The 17054-nt window shown below is 70.1% G+C and carries 18 protein-coding genes; 11 read left to right on the top strand and 7 right to left on the bottom strand.

The window, feature by feature from the left end; genetic code table 11:
• Window positions 1-39: 39 nt before the first annotated feature.
• Complete coding sequence (locus ACFYRU_RS36335) at window positions 40-1347, bottom strand: phytoene desaturase family protein (RefSeq protein WP_387667632.1); 1308 nt, start codon at window positions 1345-1347, stop codon at window positions 40-42.
• Window positions 1340-1936, bottom strand: coding sequence for a DUF4126 domain-containing protein (locus tag ACFYRU_RS36330; RefSeq protein ID WP_387667629.1), 597 nt, complete (start codon window positions 1934-1936; stop codon window positions 1340-1342). The genes ACFYRU_RS36335 and ACFYRU_RS36330 overlap by 8 nt, the downstream gene beginning before the upstream one ends.
• A gap of 162 nt (window positions 1937-2098) precedes the next feature.
• Between ACFYRU_RS36330 and ACFYRU_RS36325 the strand changes: the two genes are divergently transcribed.
• Window positions 2099-4018, top strand: a complete 1920-nt coding sequence (locus ACFYRU_RS36325) for an N-acetylmuramoyl-L-alanine amidase (RefSeq protein ID WP_387667626.1) — start codon at window positions 2099-2101, stop codon at window positions 4016-4018.
• 10 nt (window positions 4019-4028) lie between these two features.
• Complete coding sequence (locus tag ACFYRU_RS36320) at window positions 4029-4754, top strand: nucleotidyltransferase domain-containing protein (protein WP_387667623.1); 726 nt, start codon at window positions 4029-4031, stop codon at window positions 4752-4754.
• Here ACFYRU_RS36320 and ACFYRU_RS36315 read toward each other — a convergent pair.
• The gene (locus ACFYRU_RS36315; protein ID WP_387667620.1) at window positions 4747-5217 is read right to left on the bottom strand and encodes a YbaK/EbsC family protein; all 471 of its coding nucleotides are present in this window, start codon (window positions 5215-5217) and stop codon (window positions 4747-4749) included. The two genes, ACFYRU_RS36320 and ACFYRU_RS36315, sit on opposite strands and share 8 nt — an antisense overlap.
• A gap of 10 nt (window positions 5218-5227) precedes the next feature.
• On the bottom strand, window positions 5228-5413 hold the full coding sequence (locus tag ACFYRU_RS36310) for a hypothetical protein (RefSeq protein ID WP_387667617.1): 186 nt from the start codon (window positions 5411-5413) through the stop codon (window positions 5228-5230).
• Window positions 5414-5632: 219 nt separating this feature from the next.
• Here ACFYRU_RS36310 and ACFYRU_RS36305 point away from each other — a divergent pair, with 219 nt between their 5' ends.
• The 6 genes from ACFYRU_RS36305 to ACFYRU_RS36280 all read left to right on the top strand — a co-directional run bounded on the left by ACFYRU_RS36305 (window position 5633) and on the right by ACFYRU_RS36280 (window position 9466).
• Window positions 5633-6028 (top strand): DUF6504 family protein, encoded by a 396-nt coding sequence (locus ACFYRU_RS36305; protein WP_387667614.1) that lies wholly within the window; start codon window positions 5633-5635, stop codon window positions 6026-6028.
• Window positions 6025-6498, top strand: coding sequence for an SAV_6107 family HEPN domain-containing protein (locus ACFYRU_RS36300; RefSeq protein WP_387667612.1), 474 nt, complete (start codon window positions 6025-6027; stop codon window positions 6496-6498). The genes ACFYRU_RS36305 and ACFYRU_RS36300 overlap by 4 nt, the downstream gene beginning before the upstream one ends.
• Before the next feature lie 29 nt (window positions 6499-6527).
• Window positions 6528-6767 carry a hypothetical protein gene (locus tag ACFYRU_RS36295; RefSeq protein ID WP_387667610.1) on the top strand — a complete coding sequence of 80 codons (240 nt, stop codon included), beginning with the start codon at window positions 6528-6530 and terminating at the stop codon, window positions 6765-6767.
• Window positions 6768-6777: 10 nt separating this feature from the next.
• Window positions 6778-7989, top strand: coding sequence for a DUF480 domain-containing protein (locus ACFYRU_RS36290; RefSeq protein WP_387667608.1), 1212 nt, complete (start codon window positions 6778-6780; stop codon window positions 7987-7989).
• A gap of 140 nt (window positions 7990-8129) precedes the next feature.
• Window positions 8130-8876, top strand: coding sequence for a class I SAM-dependent methyltransferase (locus tag ACFYRU_RS36285; protein WP_387667606.1), 747 nt, complete (start codon window positions 8130-8132; stop codon window positions 8874-8876).
• A 173-nt stretch (window positions 8877-9049) separates the two neighbouring features.
• Window positions 9050-9466, top strand: a complete 417-nt coding sequence (locus tag ACFYRU_RS36280; protein WP_387667604.1) for a DUF3040 domain-containing protein — start codon at window positions 9050-9052, stop codon at window positions 9464-9466.
• Window positions 9467-9550: 84 nt separating this feature from the next.
• On the opposite strand, the gene ACFYRU_RS36275 is transcribed toward ACFYRU_RS36280, so the two are convergent.
• From ACFYRU_RS36275 to ACFYRU_RS36265, 3 genes are read right to left on the bottom strand one after another with little or no spacing between them, the layout of a single operon-like run.
• Window positions 9551-11923 carry a transglutaminaseTgpA domain-containing protein gene (locus tag ACFYRU_RS36275; RefSeq protein WP_387667602.1) on the bottom strand — a complete coding sequence of 791 codons (2373 nt, stop codon included), beginning with the start codon at window positions 11921-11923 and terminating at the stop codon, window positions 9551-9553.
• Window positions 11920-13206: a DUF58 domain-containing protein gene (locus tag ACFYRU_RS36270; RefSeq protein ID WP_387667600.1), complete on the bottom strand. Its 1287-nt coding sequence runs from the start codon at window positions 13204-13206 to the stop codon at window positions 11920-11922. The genes ACFYRU_RS36275 and ACFYRU_RS36270 overlap by 4 nt, the downstream gene beginning before the upstream one ends.
• Before the next feature lie 3 nt (window positions 13207-13209).
• Window positions 13210-14148, bottom strand: a complete 939-nt coding sequence (locus ACFYRU_RS36265; RefSeq protein WP_387668505.1) for an AAA family ATPase — start codon at window positions 14146-14148, stop codon at window positions 13210-13212.
• Between the two features lie 563 nt (window positions 14149-14711).
• Between ACFYRU_RS36265 and mraZ the strand changes: the two genes are divergently transcribed.
• The 3 genes from mraZ to ACFYRU_RS36250 all read left to right on the top strand — a co-directional run bounded on the left by mraZ (window position 14712) and on the right by ACFYRU_RS36250 (window position 16986).
• Window positions 14712-15143 (top strand): division/cell wall cluster transcriptional repressor MraZ, encoded by a 432-nt coding sequence (mraZ, locus tag ACFYRU_RS36260; RefSeq protein WP_344201077.1) that lies wholly within the window; start codon window positions 14712-14714, stop codon window positions 15141-15143.
• 248 nt (window positions 15144-15391) lie between these two features.
• A complete protein-coding gene (gene rsmH / locus ACFYRU_RS36255; protein WP_387667598.1) occupies window positions 15392-16357 on the top strand; it encodes a 16S rRNA (cytosine(1402)-N(4))-methyltransferase RsmH in 966 nt (321 codons plus the stop codon).
• A complete protein-coding gene (locus tag ACFYRU_RS36250; RefSeq protein ID WP_387667596.1) occupies window positions 16357-16986 on the top strand; it encodes a hypothetical protein in 630 nt (209 codons plus the stop codon). Before rsmH ends, ACFYRU_RS36250 begins: the two co-directional genes overlap by 1 nt.
• The last annotated feature ends 68 nt before the right edge of the window (window positions 16987-17054 follow it).

Below are 17054 nucleotides of genomic sequence, written 5' to 3'. Positions count from 1 at the left end.
CAATCTTAGTTGGCCCACCTGTCCAACCACACGGCGGTCTCAGGCCTTCCCGACGGCGTCCGCGACGATCGCCGCTCCCAGTGTGGTGGCGGGCACACCGGAGCCCGGGTGCGCGCCCGCGCCGACGCAGTACAGGCCCTTCACCGGGGACACGTTCGAGGCCCGGCGGCGGGCGGTCCTGTACCCCTCCCACGCGACGCCGGCCCACCACGACGGCGAGGTCTGCCGCGACACGACGTTGTCCCTTACATGGAGGCCACGGGCGACCAAGAGGTCCAGTACGTCGTCCGTCGGGTAGCCGTGGACCAGCACGGACCACGCCTGGTGACCAGCTGGTGCTGTACCACCTGTCCGTACGACCACGGTCGGCGTGCCGTGCAGCACGGTCTCGAACGGCAGGTCCGGCACCGGGTCCTTGAGCCCCAGGTGTACGACGTACGCCGCCTGTGCCTGGTGTGTCGACAGGGTCCGCTTCCGCACCTTCTTGGCGGCACGGTCGTCGACCATGGACTCGTAGAGCACTCGCGGGTCGATGTCGCTCACCACGATGTCAGCGCGGATCGCCTCGCCGTCCGACAGCCGCACGCCGTTCACTGCGCCGTTGGCCGTCGTCACCGCGACCACCTCGGCGCTGGTACGGACTGTGATCTTCCGCTCGCTCGCACGCTGCACCAGAGCGTCCGCGAGTGCACCGAAACCACCTGGGATCGTCCAGCGACCGAAGGTGCGCTCCAGGTACGACCACACGCCGACGTACCCCGGTGTGAGCCCTGCGTCCGACCCGCCCTGTGCTGCGAAGTGCCTGAGCACCGCACGGGCGCGTTCGTCGGTGAGCTCGCGCTGCGCGACCTTCTCCAGTGACTGCCACGGCTTGAGGGCGCGGATGGCCTTGATCGGCAGCTTGTCCTCGAGCGGTGGCTCCAGCGAGGTCTTGCGGAGCAGTTGCCACGTGTCGCCGTACGCGTCGACCAGCTTCGTCCACTGCGCGGCCACCGGTGCACCTGCGAGGTCCGTCCAGGCCTCCTCTTGCGAGCCACGGTCACTGATCGGCAGGTCGAGGACGGAGCCGTCGGAGAACATGTGGCGGCGCGGCTCGGTCACAGGCTCCAATTGGACCAGGCTCTCGATCGGCCGGCCGCTCTTGCGGAACAGGTCGCGCAGTGCGGCCGGGAGCGTCGTACTGGCTGCCCCTGCGTCCCAGGTGAAGCCGTCGGCTTCCACGCGACCCAGGACACCACCAAGGTGCTCGTCGCGTTCGCAGATGGTCACCTGGTGGCCGAGCTTCGCCAAGCGCACAGCACACGCAAGACCGGCCAGACCGGCCCCGACCACAATCACCTCAGCCACTGCTGTTCCCACGTTTCTCTCGCCACGCCTTGAACCTGAGATACCCGCGCCGGATGAACCTGAACGCGAAGTAGACCGCGATCAGGCCGATGACCAGCAGGATGCCTGCGATGATCAGCGCCGCCTCCGGATGGAACGCGGCCAGCGACACCACCCCGGCGACCGCGACATCTTCTCCCGACGAGGCGGCGATGTTGGTGACCGGCTCGGGGGAAGTGTTGATCGCGAGCCGCAGACTCGACTTCACCGTGTGCGAGAGCAGCGCAACCAGACCACCGACGGTCGCGACCACGGCCTGGTGCAGCGTGCTCGCCTGCCCGGACAGCATCGCGGCGATGATCGCGCCGATCGTCGGCCGGATCACCGTCGAGATCGCGTCCCACGCCGAATCGACGTACGGGATCTTGTCGGCCACGAACTCGAACGCGAACAGCACGCCCGCGGCGATCAGCACCGGCGTCGTGGTGAGGGCGTGCGGTACGTCGCCGGCGCCGGCGAAGCGGCCCAGCAGACCGAGGATCAGCACGCAGGCGTAGGCGTTCACACCACTCGCCCAGCCCGTCGTCACCGCCAGCGGCAACGCTTCCATCGCGGTACTCCGTAACCCGAGGTGGCCGTCAGGTTTTCGTCAGTATCGAACCCGACGACGTCAGTTTTCGTTAACCGTTGACATCCGCGTCGTCCCGACCCACAGTGACTAGGCTGCCGGTCTGTGTGACCGGCACCCGCCCGAGGGGTTCAGGAGATCAACATGCGTCGTCCGAAGATTCTTGCCGCACTCGCTGCGGTAGCGCTGCCGACCGCCGTGGTCGGCGTGTCGTTGGGAAGTCCACCGGCCGAGGCCTCACAGCCTGGTGCCGTGACGGTCAGCGGTCAGTCGGCGTACGGCGCCGCGGCCGCGAAGTACGGCGTACCCGAGCCGGTGCTGCTGGCCGTGTCGTACGCCGAGTCCCGCTGGGACGACCACGCCGGCGCGCCGAGCACCACCGGTGGTTACGGCCCGATGCACCTCACCGGTCTGGGTGCGTCCGAGGTGGCCGACCTGTCCGGCAAGCAGAAGGTCGCCACCGCCGAGTCGCTGCAGACGCTGAAGAAGGCGTCCGACCTGACCGGCATCGACCAGTCCACGCTGCGGACCGACACCGGGGCCAACATCGACGGCGGCGCCGCGGTGCTGGCGTCGTACCAGAAGTCGCTCGGCCTGCCGGTCGGCACGAGCACCTCCCCGGCCCAGTGGTACGGCGCGATCGCGTCCTACGCCGAGGCCTGGGACAAGGTCGGCGCCGGGGGCTTCGCCGACGACGTCTACGCGATCATGGCCAAGGGTGCCGCCCGGACCACGAACACCGGTCAGCAGATCGTGATGCCTGCACTCGCGGTGAAGCCCGACAAGGCGCAGCTGAGCAAGCTCTCGCTGCCGGCCGGAGTCCAGCCGTCCACGTCGAACGTGGAGTGCCCGCCGTCGCTCGGCTGCGAGTGGCTGCCGGCGCCGTACTCGACCTTCGGCACCGACGGCGACTACGGCAACCACGACCTCGCGGACCGGCCGAAGACCGGGAAGATCGACTACATCGTCATCCACGACACCGAGGGCACCTGGCAGGGCGTCCTGAACCTCGTGCAGGACCCGACCTACGTCAGCTGGCAGTACACGATGCGCTCGAACGACGGCCACGTCTGGCAGCACGTGAAGGCCAAGGACGTCGCCTGGCACGCCGGCAACTGGTACGTGAACATGCACAGCATCGGCATCGAGCACGAGGGCTTCGCACCGCAGGGTGCCACCTGGTTCACCGAGTCGCTGTACCGCAACTCGGCCAAGCTGGTGCGCTACCTCGCGGTGAAGAACAACATCCCGCTCGACCGCGCGCACATCATCGGCCACGACCAGGTACCGGGCACGGTCCCGTCGACGGTCCGCGGCATGCACTGGGACCCGGGACCGTACTGGGACTGGGAGCACTACATGGACCTGGTCGGTGCGCCGATCTGGGGCAAGTCCGTGCTGCCGGTGAAGGCCGGTTCGATCGTCACGATCAAGCCTGGCTTCCAGGGGAACGTCCAGGTCGTCAACAGCTGTGACACCGCGGGTACGCCGTGCACCCCGCAGGGCACCAACTTCGTCTACCTGCGCCAGGCGCCGGACGACAACGCCCCGCTGGTCAAGGACCTCGGCCTGCACCCGGATGGCTCCAACGGTACGACCGAGGTGTCCGACATGGGCTCGCGGGCGGCCGCGGGTTCGGAGTACGTCGTCGCGCAACGCCAGGGCGACTGGGTGGCCGTCTGGTACCTGGGCGCTCTCGGCTGGTTCAAGAGCCCGCAGTCCGCACCGGACGCGTTCGCCAAGCCCGGTCTGGTCGTGAAGCCGAAGGCGGGCCTCGCGTCGGTACCGGTGTACGGACGGGCCTACCCGGAGCAGTCGGCGTACCCGGCCGGGATCCCGTACCAGACGGTGACGTCGTTGCAGTACACGATCGGTACCGGCCAGGCCTACCCGGTCGGTGACCTGAACATCGAGACCGACTACTACCGGGCCGTGACGTTCGACGGGCAGCCGCCGGCCGACCACGTCCAGGTGCTCGGGAAGGACAAGTACTACCAGATCTGGTTCGGGCACCGGATGGCCTACGTACGGGCCGCCGACGTGGACGTCCGCCCGGCCATCTAGTCTTGTCGGCGTGATCGACGAAGCCGTCCAGCCGTTGCTGGGCGGCTTCGTCAGTTCTGTCCGTGCGGTGGCTGCAGTCGAGGCGGTCTGGCTGCACGGATCGCTGGCATTGGGGGACTACCAGCTCGGGCGGAGCGACCTGGACGTGATCGTCGTGGTCTCGGAGCCGCCCCCTCCGGCCGTCGCGGAGCTGCATCGAGAGCTGATCCGCTCCGACCCGCTCGCGGCGAAGCTGCACTGCTCGTACATGACCGATCTGTCGGACCCGTCGGTGCGGCACCCGACCTTCGCCCAGGGCCGCTACTTCGACCGGCCGGTGACGCCGGTGACCCGCCGGGAGCTTGCCATCGGCAACCGTACGCTGTTCGGCCCGGCGCCCGCGGAGTTGCTGCCGGCAACGACCGACGAGGAGCTGTTCGGGTTCGTCCGCCGGGACCTGCGCGAGTTCTGGCTGCCGGTCACCCGCAAGCGGACACCGTGGTACGCCGACATCTGGGTCGACCTGAGCCTGCTCACGATCGCCCGGGCACACGTGACGCTGGCGACCGGCGACCTGATCACCAAGCGGGCCGCGTTCGACGTCCTGCCCCGGCTCGGGGCGCCCGCGGACGTCGTCGAGGACATCCGCCGGCGCCGCTACACCGACGAGGTGCGGACCGGGCCGTGGTGGCGGCACACCCGCGCCGGGCTCACCCGGCGCTTCGTGCAGACCGCCATTCCCGCGGTCCTCAGTTGACGGTGAGCTCCGTACCTTCGGTGAGCTTCAACAGTTCGGCGTAGGTCGTCGGGAACACCGAGTGCGGGATGCCCGCCGCGGCCCAGATCACCGGGTACTGCTCGAGGGCGGTGTCGACGTACGTCGGGACCCGGCCCGGGTGCCCGACCGGGGCGACGCCGCCGATCGACTGGCCGGTGTGCTGCTTGACGAACTCCGGGGTGGCCCGCTTCAGCTTCCCGATCCCGAGCCCGGCGGCCACCTTCGCGGTGTCCACCCGGTGCGCGCCCGAGGTCAGGATCAGCACCGGGGCGCCGTCGCCGTCGAAGATCAGGCTGTTCGCGATCGCACCGACCGCACAACCGAGCTCCGCCGCCGCGGCGGCCGCCGTCGGCACCGCCTCGTCCAGGATCACGATCTCGCCGGTCGCACCGGCCGCCCGCAACGCGGCGGCCACTTTCTGCACATTGGGATGACTGCTCACCCGGCCGAGCTTAGGCGCCCTGGCACCCCGGTTCGGCCGCCGTCCGGAAATTGTCGGTGGCGTCGTCGACGATGAGGTCATGGAGATCGGGACCGTGCGCAGCCGGCCGGCGGCCGGTGCTGCCCGCGTCCCGGTCCCCGGCGCGCCGGTCCACGCTCCCGTTGACGACTGTCGGCGGGCGGCGATACGCTTCCATTGTTCGAACAGATGTTCGATTGCTTCGGTCCCGGTTTCGTCGGGAGGCCGGCCCGGGGCGAATCGGGCAGCTGGACGGCTCCGGTGCGGAGTTGCGGCCGCATCGGAATCCGGTGGCCCCGGCGGGCCGGGCACCGGGGTGGTCCTCGACCCCCACCCCGGGCCCACCCGCCGGGCCGCCGACCAGGGGAAGCGTTCGGAGCGCAGGAGGAGATGGACCATGTGGGAGTTCGACGACGCCGTCGAGGTGCACTCGGTGAACGTTGACGGTGTGCTGACCCCCGACCAGTTCCTCTGGCGTGGCCGGTTGTGGCGGGTGCGCGCGATCAGGTCGCAGTGGACCGAGACCGCCGCCTGGTGGGAGCGCGGCGTGATCGGCACCGGCCGCACGCACGACCCGCTGGCGCGCGGCGACTCGCTCGCCCGGATCGACGCGGCCACCGTCGCCGAGGTCTGCTCGGCCGCCATCGGGGTGCTGGACGCGGAATGGGGACCGGAGCGTTCGGTGTTCCGGGTGGAAGCCGGCTGCGGCCGGTTCGGACGGCAGGAGATGTTCGATCTCGCCCACGACCCGGACTCGGGCCGTTGGCAACTGGAGAGGGTGACCGACCGATGACAGTTTCACCGGTATCGCTGGCCGCGGCCGGCGCGGCCAGCCGCGAGCTGTTCCGTGCCCGGGCCGCACTGGCCGAGGCAACCGAGACCAGCGACCACCTGATCCGCTACTCGAGCGCGCACGTCGCCGCACTCCGGGTCGCGGCGGCGGTGCTCGCCGTCCGCGCCCGCCCGGTCCGCTCGGGCAGCCGGCGCCGGGTCCAGCGCAACGCCTGGGTGCTGCTCGCCGAGGTCGCGCCGGAGTTCGGCGAGTGGGCGACCTTCTTCGCCGCCGGTGCGTCGCAGCGCGCGGCCGCCGAGGCCGGCCTGGAGCGTGCCGTCAGCACCCGTGAGGCCGACGACCTGGTCCGCGCGGTCGACACGTTCTACACCCAGGTCGAGGCGAGCCTGCGGCTGTCCACCAGCCCGGTGCTCACCGCGACCACCGACCCGCAGTCCGTCCTCACCCAGTCCTGGATGCAAGCCAGCTGAACCACCCCGCACCTGAGGAGATCCCGACCGTGAGCGAACCCACCCGAGGCCAGGGCAAGGACCTGTGCGGTCGCGTCCATGCGGTCACCGGCGTCGAGTGCTACCTGCCGGACACCCACTACCCGCGTCCGCACCAGGCCCTGTCCGGCGACTCCTGGCACGACGGCCTGTGCACCGAGTGCGCGGGCTCGGGCCTGGCGTCCGACATCCTCTGCCCGTCCTGCAACGGCACCGCCTTCGAGCCCCTGGATCTCCCCATCGTGAATTAGGGTCAACCGGGTGAGTGGACTTCCGGTGTTGGATGTCGAGGAGCAGCGGGTTCTGGGGAGCTTGCTGGAGAAGCAGTTGACGGTGCCGGCGTCGTACCCGTTGACGGCGAATGCGCTGCGGACCGCCTGCAACCAGACCAGCAACCGCGAGCCGGTCGTGGACTACGACCAGGGCGCCGTCGAGCGGGTCGCCCGTGGCCTGCGGGACCGCGAGCTGTTGCGGATCGTCTGGGCGGACACGGGCCGGCGGACGTTGAAGTACCACCAGATTCTCGACGAGAAGCTCGAGCTCGAAGCGGACGAACGGGCGCTGATCACCGTCCTGTTGCTGCGCGGTGCGCAGGCGCCGGGTGAGTTGCGGACGCGGACCGAGCGGCTGCACCGGTTCGACGACCGGTCGGACGTGGAGGCCTGCCTGCAACGGATGGCCGCCCGTTCCGAGCCGCTCGTCCGCGAACTCGAACGTCGCGTCGGCCAGCACGACCGCCGCTGGATCCACCTGCTCGGGCCGGTGCCGGAGGCCGAGACCGCCGCGGCGGTGGAGACGGTCGACCGCGACACGGTGATCGCCGACGGCGCCGACGCACGTGACGAGCGGGTGCGTTCGGCGTACGACGCGGTCGCGACGGCGTACGCGGACGAGTTGCTCGACGAGCTCGACGGGCTGCCGTTCGAGCGCTGGCTGCTCGACCGGGTGATTGCCCACGCCAACGGTCGCCCGGTGGTCGAGGTCGGATCGGGGCCTGGCCACGTCACGGCGTACCTCGCCGACCGGGACGCGGACGCGACCGGGATCGACCTGTCGCCGGAGATGGTGGCCGAGGCGCGCCGGCGGTTCCCGCAGCTGAACTTCCAGGTCGGTGACCTGCGCCGGCTCGGCCGTCCGCCGGCGAGCTCCGGCTGGTCGGCGGTCCTCGCCTGGTACTCGCTGATCCACCTCGCCGCGTCCGAGCTGCCGGACACCATCGCCGCGCTGACCCGCCCGCTCGAACCCGGCGGCTGGCTCGTCCTCGCCCTGCACGCCGGCGACGAGATCCGCCACGTCGACGAGTTCCTCGGCCACGAGGTCAGCCTCGACTACGTCCTGCACAACCCCGCCCAGCTGGTCCACCTCCTCGAATCCGCCGGCCTGACCGACCTCGAGTGGTATCTCCGCGGTCCGCTCCCGGGCCGCGCCGAAACCACCAGTCGCCTCTACCTGATAGCCCGAGCTCCCGCGTGACCCCTCGGAGCACCGAGTCGTGGGGCAGCGCCGGCCGGCGGAGCCGTTTCTCACGACTCGGGGGTGAGGCGGACGGCTGCTGCCGGCGGGAGTGGAAGTAGGGTGTGGCGCGGCGGGTTCGCATGGAGGCGGAGGGCTTGATGGTGGAGCGGCGGCGGCGCGGCGTGCGGACGGCGTTGGTGGGTGAGGCGCTACGCGTTGCGTTGGCGGCGCGTGAGCGGACCGACCCCGGGGCCGGGCTGGACATCGTCGACCTCGGCGGCGGGACCGGCGGGTTCGCCGTACCGCTCGCGGTCGAAGGCCACCGGGTGACCGTGGTCGACCCGAGCCCGGACGCACTCGCTTCACTTGAACGGCGCGCCCGCGACGAGGGCGTCAGCGAACTGGTCCGTGGCGTCCAGGGCGACGCGGCCGAGCTCCTCGGCCTGGCGGGGGAGTCGAGCGCGGACGCCGTGCTCTGCCACGGTGTCCTCGAGGTCGTCGACGACCCGGCGCAGGCGCTGCAGGCGATGGCGTCAGTACTGCGCGAGGGCGGCGTACTCAGCCTGCTCGTTGCCCAGCGCAACGCCGTCGTCCTGGCGAGGGCGCTGGCCGGGCACCTTGCCGAGGCGCGGATCGCGCTGCAGGACCCGGACGGGCGCTGGGGCGCGACCGACCCGATGCCGCGGCGCTTCGACGAGGCCGGGATCACCGCGCAGCTGGCCGACACCGGGTTCATGGTGCACACCGTGCACGGCGTCCGGACGTTCGCCGACCTGGTGCCGTCCGCGTTCGTCGACTCCGAACCCGGTGCCGCCGACTCGCTCGCGGACCTCGAGCGCGCGGCCAGCCAGCACCCGGCGTTCCGGGCGCTCGCGACCCAGCTGCACATCCTCGCCACCCGCTGAGGCGCTGCGACGGAGAGTGACGACAGACTTACCCGACACGCCGGTCGATGCAGGTTTGGGACCTTCGTTGCGAGGGCAGTTGCGGGACCGTGACGCGCTGGACAGGCGGTCAGGGTTTCGTGTGACGCGAGCGCGGCCTAGACTGAAGGCGGCCTATCGAGATCGCGCTCATCATGGAGGGATCGACGGTGCCCCTCTCGGAAGAAGAGCAGCGCCAGTTCGAGCAGCTCGAACGTGCCCTTGCTGCGGAAGACCCGAAGTTCGTTTCCGCCATGCGTGGGACCAATGTGCGCTTGTACTACCGGCGCCGCGCAGTACTTGCCGGCGTTGGTTTCGTGCTGGGCATCGCGGTGCTGATGACCGGTGCGATCATTCCCAACACCATCATCGGAGTGATCGGCTTCGTGATGATGGTGGCGTGCCTCTACATCGCGGCGCTGAGCATGAAGCGGATCAGCAACGCGGGGGAGTCCGACGACATCCCGCCGCCTCCGCCGACCAAGCGGCACCGGACCAAGCACGACTCGTCCGGCAGCTTCATGGAGCGGATGGAGGACCGCTGGCGCCGTCGTCGCGAGGAAGATCTCTGACGGCCACAGCCTGAGCCTTCGGCCACACCCGTGCCCTGGTGGGACGGGTGTGGCCGTTTTTGTGCGGTGGGGACCGCGGGGTCATCAGCCCCGGTGCGATCCCGTTGTCGGCCGTTTCGGGATGACCAGCGACCGCAGCCGTGCCAGTAGCAGGTCGAACTCGTCGAGCAGGTCCGAGGCCTCGGTCGTGCCGCGGCTCAGGTACCACCGCCAGGACGGCGGCAACAGCCGCGCCCGCCAGCGCCGACGGGCCGGCGCCTGTGCCCACAACGCCTTCCGTACGTCAGCCGCGTCGGCGCGCAGGTCCACCTCGGAGTGCTCGGCACCGGCGTACCGCAGCGCCTCGATGCCGCGGGCCAGCCGGCGCGCGGCCGGATGGGTCTCGTCGGGCAGCTTCGACACCAGCCACTGACCGGCCTGCCGCGGGGTCGAGATGTCCGACCAGTCCAGGCCGAGGTCACGCGACGTGTCCCGGAGCTCCGCCCACAACCCTTCGGCCCCGGCGCGGCCCGGAGGCCGCAGGAACCGTCGTCTGCGGGTCAGCGTCCGGATCAGCCACGGTACGCACAACAGCAGCAGGACACCGAGCCCGCCGGCGATCGCCTGGCCGCCGCCGCGGGTGAACCAGTTGCCACCGCCACCGGCCGGGACCCCGCTCTGGTCCGGCAGGTTCGGGTCGTGCCGCGGCTTGTCGATCGGCACGCTGGCGTTGCCGCCCGGGGTCGTCGGGCCGCTGGTCGGCGCCGTCGACGGCGTGATCGCGGGCTCGTTCGCGGCCACCGTCCAGCCGGGCGTGGTCGCGACCCGCGCGGACGGCGTCGGCTCGAACCGGACCCAGCCGACACCCTGGAAGTACAGCTCCGGCCAGGCGTGCATGTCGTGCATCCGGACCGTGTACACGCCGTCCTTGTCGGACGTCCCCGGCAGGAAGCCGATGCCGACCCGCGCCGGGATGCCGAGGATCCGGGCCAGCAGCGCCATCCCGGTCGCGAACTGCTCGCAGTACCCCTTCTTGCTGGTCAGCAGGAAGTCCTCGATCGCGGCCATCCCGCTGCCCTTGACGTTCTCCGTGCTGTACGTGAACTGGCCACCGGTGCGGAACCAGTTCTGCAGCAGGACGGCGGCGTCGAACTTGTTGTCCCTGGCCGAGGCCGTCAGCGTGTACGCGAGGTGCTTGATGCTGTCCGGCGTCTTCTCCGGCACGGTCATCGTGTACTTGTCCGGGGCGCCGGTGGTGATCGAGTCGTGCAGCTCGTCCGGCGTCGGCTCCAGGTCGTACGCGGTCAGCTTGTACTTCTTGCCCGCGATGATCCCGCCGTCGCTCGACATCACGTCCAGCGCGCCGGAGTCGTACTTCCAGTCCTTCTTCAGCGAGATCGACTGCAGCGGATAGGGGACCGGGACGAGCTGCGAGCGCAGATCCCGGGTGACGTTGATCTCCATCGAGGTGACCGGGACCTTCGTCAGGTCGCCGTTGAAACCGGGCGGCGGGGTCAGGTTGCCGTTCAGCTTGCGTTCCTCGCCGCGGGGGGCGATCCGCCAGGTGTTGCCGTCGAACAGGTCGAGCGCGGTCAGCCGCAGGTACGTACCGCCGGACGCGCCGCCCTTGTACGTCAGCGCGACCAGGTTGTCGCCCCGCTTGAGGTTGCGGCCCATGTCGAGCATCGGGTCGGTGGACGAGATCGACGTGCCGATCCCGGTGCCGTTGCTGCCGCCGGCCAGACCGTTGCCGATGACACCTTCCGGCAGGGCCGGCAGCAGGGCCGGTAGCAGGGCGGCGATCGCGACCACGGTCAGGCCGATCCGGCGGCCGGCCTGGCCGAGCGCCGACGCCTCGACCGGTTCGGCCGCGTCCAGGTGTGACACCCCGGAGATCCGGCGGCCCCAGCGACTGAGCCGGCTGCGCCCCTCCGCCGACAGCAGCACGATGTAGCCGATCGCAGGCGGGATGAACAGCAGCCACGGCAGTCCGCCGTGCACGGTCGCGGCAGGCACCGTGTACATGATCAGCAACAGCAGGCCGGACCACGCGGCCTGGCGGAACTGTACGGCGATCACGTGGACGAGGAACCCGGTCACCGAGATCACCGACACCGCGAACAGCGTCAGGTGCGGGTCCTGCGGCAGCGGCGCGCTGAACCGGTTGATCGAGTCCATCGCGTCGACCATCCGCGAGTTGAACTCGATCGCGGTGGCCCGCCACGGGATCAGCCCGAACTTCATCGTGCCGTGCAGGAAGAACAGCGACAGCAGCTCGACCAGCACGAGCAGTTGGACGATCGGTACGACGACCCGCGGGATCCGCAGGTTCTGCAGGCCGACGCCGACCCCGGTGATCAACGCACACAGGAACGCGCTGATGAACAGGAACGGCCCGGAGAACACCGGCGTCAGCACGAGCGACCCGAGCGCGGTCGCCCCCCAAGCAGCTATCGAGATCCTGGCATGGCCTGTCATGCGATACGTCCACTCCTCAGTCCCAGACCGGACCACACCGTGGGAAGGTGGTCGCCGCGGCGGACTCTGGCGACTCGCCAGCCGTTGCGGCGCAACTCGTTCTCGGTGGCGTCCGTGGCGGCGGTCAGCCGGGCCACCTTCTCGGTCGCCTCGGCGCCGACCGCCCAGCTCGCCGCGTCCAGGACCAGGGCGACACCGGTCGCCTGGCTGGTCCGCCAGCGGTTCAGGGCGGTCACGTCGTCGCTGCTGCACGCGCCGAGGATCGCGATCACCAGGCTCGGCTCCTGCGGGTGCCGGTCGACGGTGAGCAGCGGACCGATCTCGGCGTACTTGTGTTCCTCGACGGTCGCGCACTCGGTCAGCAGCTCCTGCTGCGAGAGCGGCTGGTGTACGGCGGCCGACGTGCGGTGCGTGATCGCGGACAGCGTGGTCGGACCGCCGAGCATCGTGGTGACGTACCCGCGGCGGACCCGGTCGATGCCGATCGACGCGGCCGCGCTGACCGCCCACTCCAGGCTCGACGACGGACCGTGCCCGTGGTGCGAGATCGTCCGCGCGTCCAGGAACAGCGCGCACCGGCTCTGCCAGGGCTGCTCCTCGCGGCGCACCATCAGCTCGCCGCGGCGCGCCGTGGACCGCCAGTGCACCCGGCGCAGGTCGTCGCCGTCGCGGTACTCGCGGACCGTCGCGTCCTCCTCACCCGCGGACGCGATCGCCCGCGGCCGGTTCTCGCCGGCGCCGGCCCGGTCCGCGCCGAGCCGTATCTCGGGCAGCCGGAACACCCGCGGCGTGACCAGCAGGTGCTGGCTGCGGGTGAACGTACGGCTGGTCTCCACCAAACCGAACGGGTCGGCGACGGTCAGCATCAGCGGCCCGACCTGGAACAGGCCCCGGACGTCGGACTTCACCGGGTAGGTGACGGTACGGCGCCAGTTCGGGCTGACGCGGTCGACGACGAAGCGCGGGCGGTGGCCCAGTACATAAGGAATACGGTCCTCGAGCAGCAGCAGCCCGGCGGGCATCCGGCCCTGGTTGCTGAGGGTCAGCTCGACGGTCGCCTGCGTCCCGACCGGGACCTGGTCCGGCGCGAGGCTCCGGCGTACCTGCAGGCGCAGCCGGGTGCGGCCGACCACCAGCGCCGCGACGACCGGCAGCGTGGCCAGCAGGATGCCGACGCGCAGCAGATCCTTCTGGCCGAGCAGCAGTGCACACAGCGATGCCGTGATCCCGGCCGCGACGAACGCCCGCCCTCTGGTGGTCAGTCCGCGCAGTGCCTGCCGCATGTCTCAGTCCCGACGAGTACGGGGGAGCGGCACGGTGGCCACCAGCCCGGAGATGATGTCGGCCGCACCGCGCCCACCGAGATGCGCTTCGGCCGCAGGCAGCACCCGGTGCGCGAGAACGGGCACCGCGAGCTCCTGGATGTCGTCCGGGAGTACGAACTCGCGGGCGTCCAGCGCAGCGGCCGCACGGGCCGCCCGGATCAGGTGCAGCGTCGACCGCGGGCTGGCGCCCAGCCGGAGCTCCTGCGAGCGCCGGGTCGCACCGACGAGTGCGACCGCGTACTCCTTCACCGACTCCGACACGTGCACCGACTGCACCGTCTTGACCAGGCGGAGGATCTGCTGGCCGTCGGTGACGGGCTGCAGGTTCGCCAGCGGGTCGTCGGCCGCGTGGCCGTCCAGCATCCGCAACTCGGCGGCCGGCTCCGGGTAGCCCATCGACACCCGCGCCATGAAGCGGTCGCGCTGGGCTTCCGGCAGCGGGTACGTACCTTCCATCTCGATCGGGTTCTGGGTCGCGATCACCATGAACGGCGCGTCCAGCGTGTACGTGGTGGTGTCGACGGTGACCTGGCGCTCCTCCATCGACTCCAGCAGCGCGGCCTGGGTCTTCGGCGAGGCCCGGTTGATCTCGTCGCCGACCACGATGTTCGCGAACACCGCGCCGGGCTTGAACTCGAAGTCGCGGATCTCCTGGTTGAAGACCGAGACACCGGTGATGTCCGAGGGCAGCAGGTCCGGCGTGAACTGGATCCGCCGCACGCTGCAGTCGATCGACTTGGCCAGCGCCTTGGCCAGCATCGTCTTGCCGACGCCCGGTACGTCCTCGATCAGCAGGTGGCCCTCGGCCAGCAGGACCGTGACGGCGACCTCGACGACGTCGGGTTTGCCCTCGATCACCTGCTCCATGGCGCGGCGGACGCGTCCCGCCACCTCGGACAGCTCGTCGAAGTCCCCGGCTCCTGCCAGCGGCGAGCTGGTCGCGGTGGTGCTCACTCCGATTCCTCCCCATTCGTTGACTGCCGACACATTCTCACCCTCTGTAGGGGTCGGGCCAAGAGTTTCGTCACTCGGCGGTTGGATCGTCATCGGCGCACGCCTTCAAGGGTCGGTGGTCGTCCCTCCAAGCGTACGGGCGGCACCAGCGGCGTGTGGGGCGTACGACGCTGCGAATCGGTACCTGGTTCACGACCGGGCCGAACAAATGGTTCATGCCTGCCCGGCAGCCGTCCTCCACTTTCCTCCACCGCGTCCTCCACATCGCTCCACCGAGCACTCCACTTCGCTCCACACGCCGGTGCGCGGCGGCGGTTGAGACCTCAGCGACACGCGGGCGCCGAGCGTGAATCGGGCCTGGATTCAGGCGGCACGAGGGCGCCACGGGGGCGCAATGGGGCGGAAGTTGGTTGACGGTGGTGGAAAGTGGAGTAAGGTGGAGCGCAGTGGAACTGAAGTGGTGGAAAGCACCCGCCTGAGTCGGAGAGTCCGCAACGGGGAGGTGGAGCGTGTTCCTCGGAACTCACTTCCCCAAGCTCGACGACAAGGGACGGCTGTTCCTGCCGGCGAAGTTCCGGGACGAGCTGGCCGACGGTCTGGTGATCACGCGTGGACAGGAGCGATCGCTGTCCGTGTGGCCGGAGCGTGAGTTCGTCCAGCTGACCGAGCAGTTGAAGCAGGCTCCGATCACCAACAAGGGTGCCCGGGACTACCTACGGATGTTGTTCGCCGGCGCCTCCAACGAGATGCCGGACAAGCAGGGCCGGGTCACCATCCCACCGATGCTGCGCGACTACTCAGCACTGGACCGCGACTGCGTCGTCATCGGGGCGATGAACCGGGTGGAGATCTGGAACACGGAGAACTGGAACCGGTACTCCGCGGAGCAGGAGCAGGCGTTCGCCGACCTCTCCGAGGAAGTGCTGCCAGGCATCTTCTAAAGCTGAACAGTGTGCGTGGACCGAGAAACACCGACCGTCCGGTGAGATCACGGGTCCGACTTCCGACCTGGAGTGTTGGCGTCACTTCCCCGGCGCCAAGACCGAGCAGGTACTTCCCCGGAAGGCGTACCCGCGATCTGACCGGACGGTGCTGTCTACCCACGTACCTACACCATGACCTGCGGGGGCAGGGTCGTTCCCGCGGCTGCAGGGCAGTGCCGATGCAGGGAATGACGGGAAGGGTCGAGATGGACGCTGCGGAGCGGCATGTGCCGGTGATGCTGGAGCGCGTGGTCGCGCTGCTGGCACCGGCGCTCGCGCATCCCGGCGCGGTCCTCGTCGACGCGACCCTCGGTCTCGGCGGTCACTCGGAAGCGTTCCTGCAGCGGTTCCCCGAGGTCCGGCTGATCGGCTTCGACCGGGACCCGAACGCGCTGCGGCTCGCCGGCGAACGGCTCGCACCGTACGAGGAGCGGCTCACCCTCGTACACGCCGTGTACGACGAGTTGCCACGGGCGCTCGCGGACCTCGGCGTACCGGCGATCGACGGAATCCTGTTCGACCTGGGCGTCTCGTCGATGCAGCTGGACGAGGCCGGCCGCGGATTCGCGTACGCACAGGACGCGCCGCTGGACATGCGGATGGACCCGACCCGCGGGACCACCGCGGCCGACATCGTGAACACCTACAGCGCGGCCGAACTGGCGCGGATCCTGTTCCAGTACGGCGAGGAGAAGTTCGCCCGCCGGATCGCGGACCGGATCGTGCGGGAACGGGCCGCCGAGCCGTTCACGAACAGCGCGCGGCTGTCCGAGCTGGTCCGGGACGCGATCCCGCAGGCCGGCAAGCGGACCGGTGGGCACCCGGCGAAGCGGACCTTCCAGGCGTTGCGGATCGAGGTGAACGGCGAACTCGACGTACTGCGCCGTGCGCTGCCCGCCGCGCTCGACGCGCTCGCGCTGAACGGCCGGATCGTGGTGATGAGCTACCACTCGCTCGAGGACCGGATCACCAAGCAGACGTTCGCGCCGGGCACCAGGTCCGACGTACCCGACGACCTCCCGGTGATCCCGGCCGGGCACGAACCGTATCTGAAGCTACTGACCCGGGGCGCCGAACGGCCGACCGAGGAGGAGGTCGCGGTGAACCCGCGTGCCGCCTCCGCGCGGGTCCGGGCGGCGATGCGGATCCGGGAGAAGGGACTGGTGGCCTGATGAGTACCGTCTTCAGCCCGCAGAAGGCGCGGGTGACGCCGGCCCCTGGCAACACAGGCGCGAAGAAGGAGCAGCCACGGCTGCGGGTGGTGTACGGCGCGCCGTTCCGGCCGCCGCGGATGCCGTTCGTGATCTTCGTGGTGTCGCTGCTGGCAGCCGGGCTGGTCGGGCTGCTGCTGCTGAACACGCAGCTGCAGAGCGGGACGTTCGACATCACCAAGCTGAACAGCCAGGCGAACGACCTGCGTGATCAGCAGCAGCAGCTGGAGAAGCAGGTCCGGGCGCTGGAGTCGCCGCAGAACCTGTCCGACCGGGCGCTGCGGATGGGCATGGTGCCGAACCCGAACCCGGTCTTCCTGCGGCTGTCCGACGGGCGGGTGCTCGGCGTACCGGCGGAGGGCAAGGCCGGCGCCGGTACGGCGATGTTCGGGCCGCAGACGCCCACCACCAAGACGACCACCAAGCCGGCGGTGAAGCCGACGACACCTGTGAAGCCCGTGACGCCGGTGAAGCCGACCACTCGAACGACGACCGGAGCGACCAAGCCGCCGGCGAACACGACCAAGCCGCCGGCCGGCACCACGAAGCCGGCCACGACGAAGAAGCCCGCCACGACCACACGGGGATGATCGGATGACGGACCGACGGGGAAACGAGCCGCCACGCAAGCGTGGCGCCGCACCGGGCCGGGGAAACC

This window comes from Kribbella sp. NPDC004536 (assembly GCF_042873835.1).
Taxonomy (GTDB): Bacteria; Actinomycetota; Actinomycetes; order Propionibacteriales; family Kribbellaceae; genus Kribbella.
This window is presented reverse-complemented; position numbering and strand designations above follow the sequence as displayed.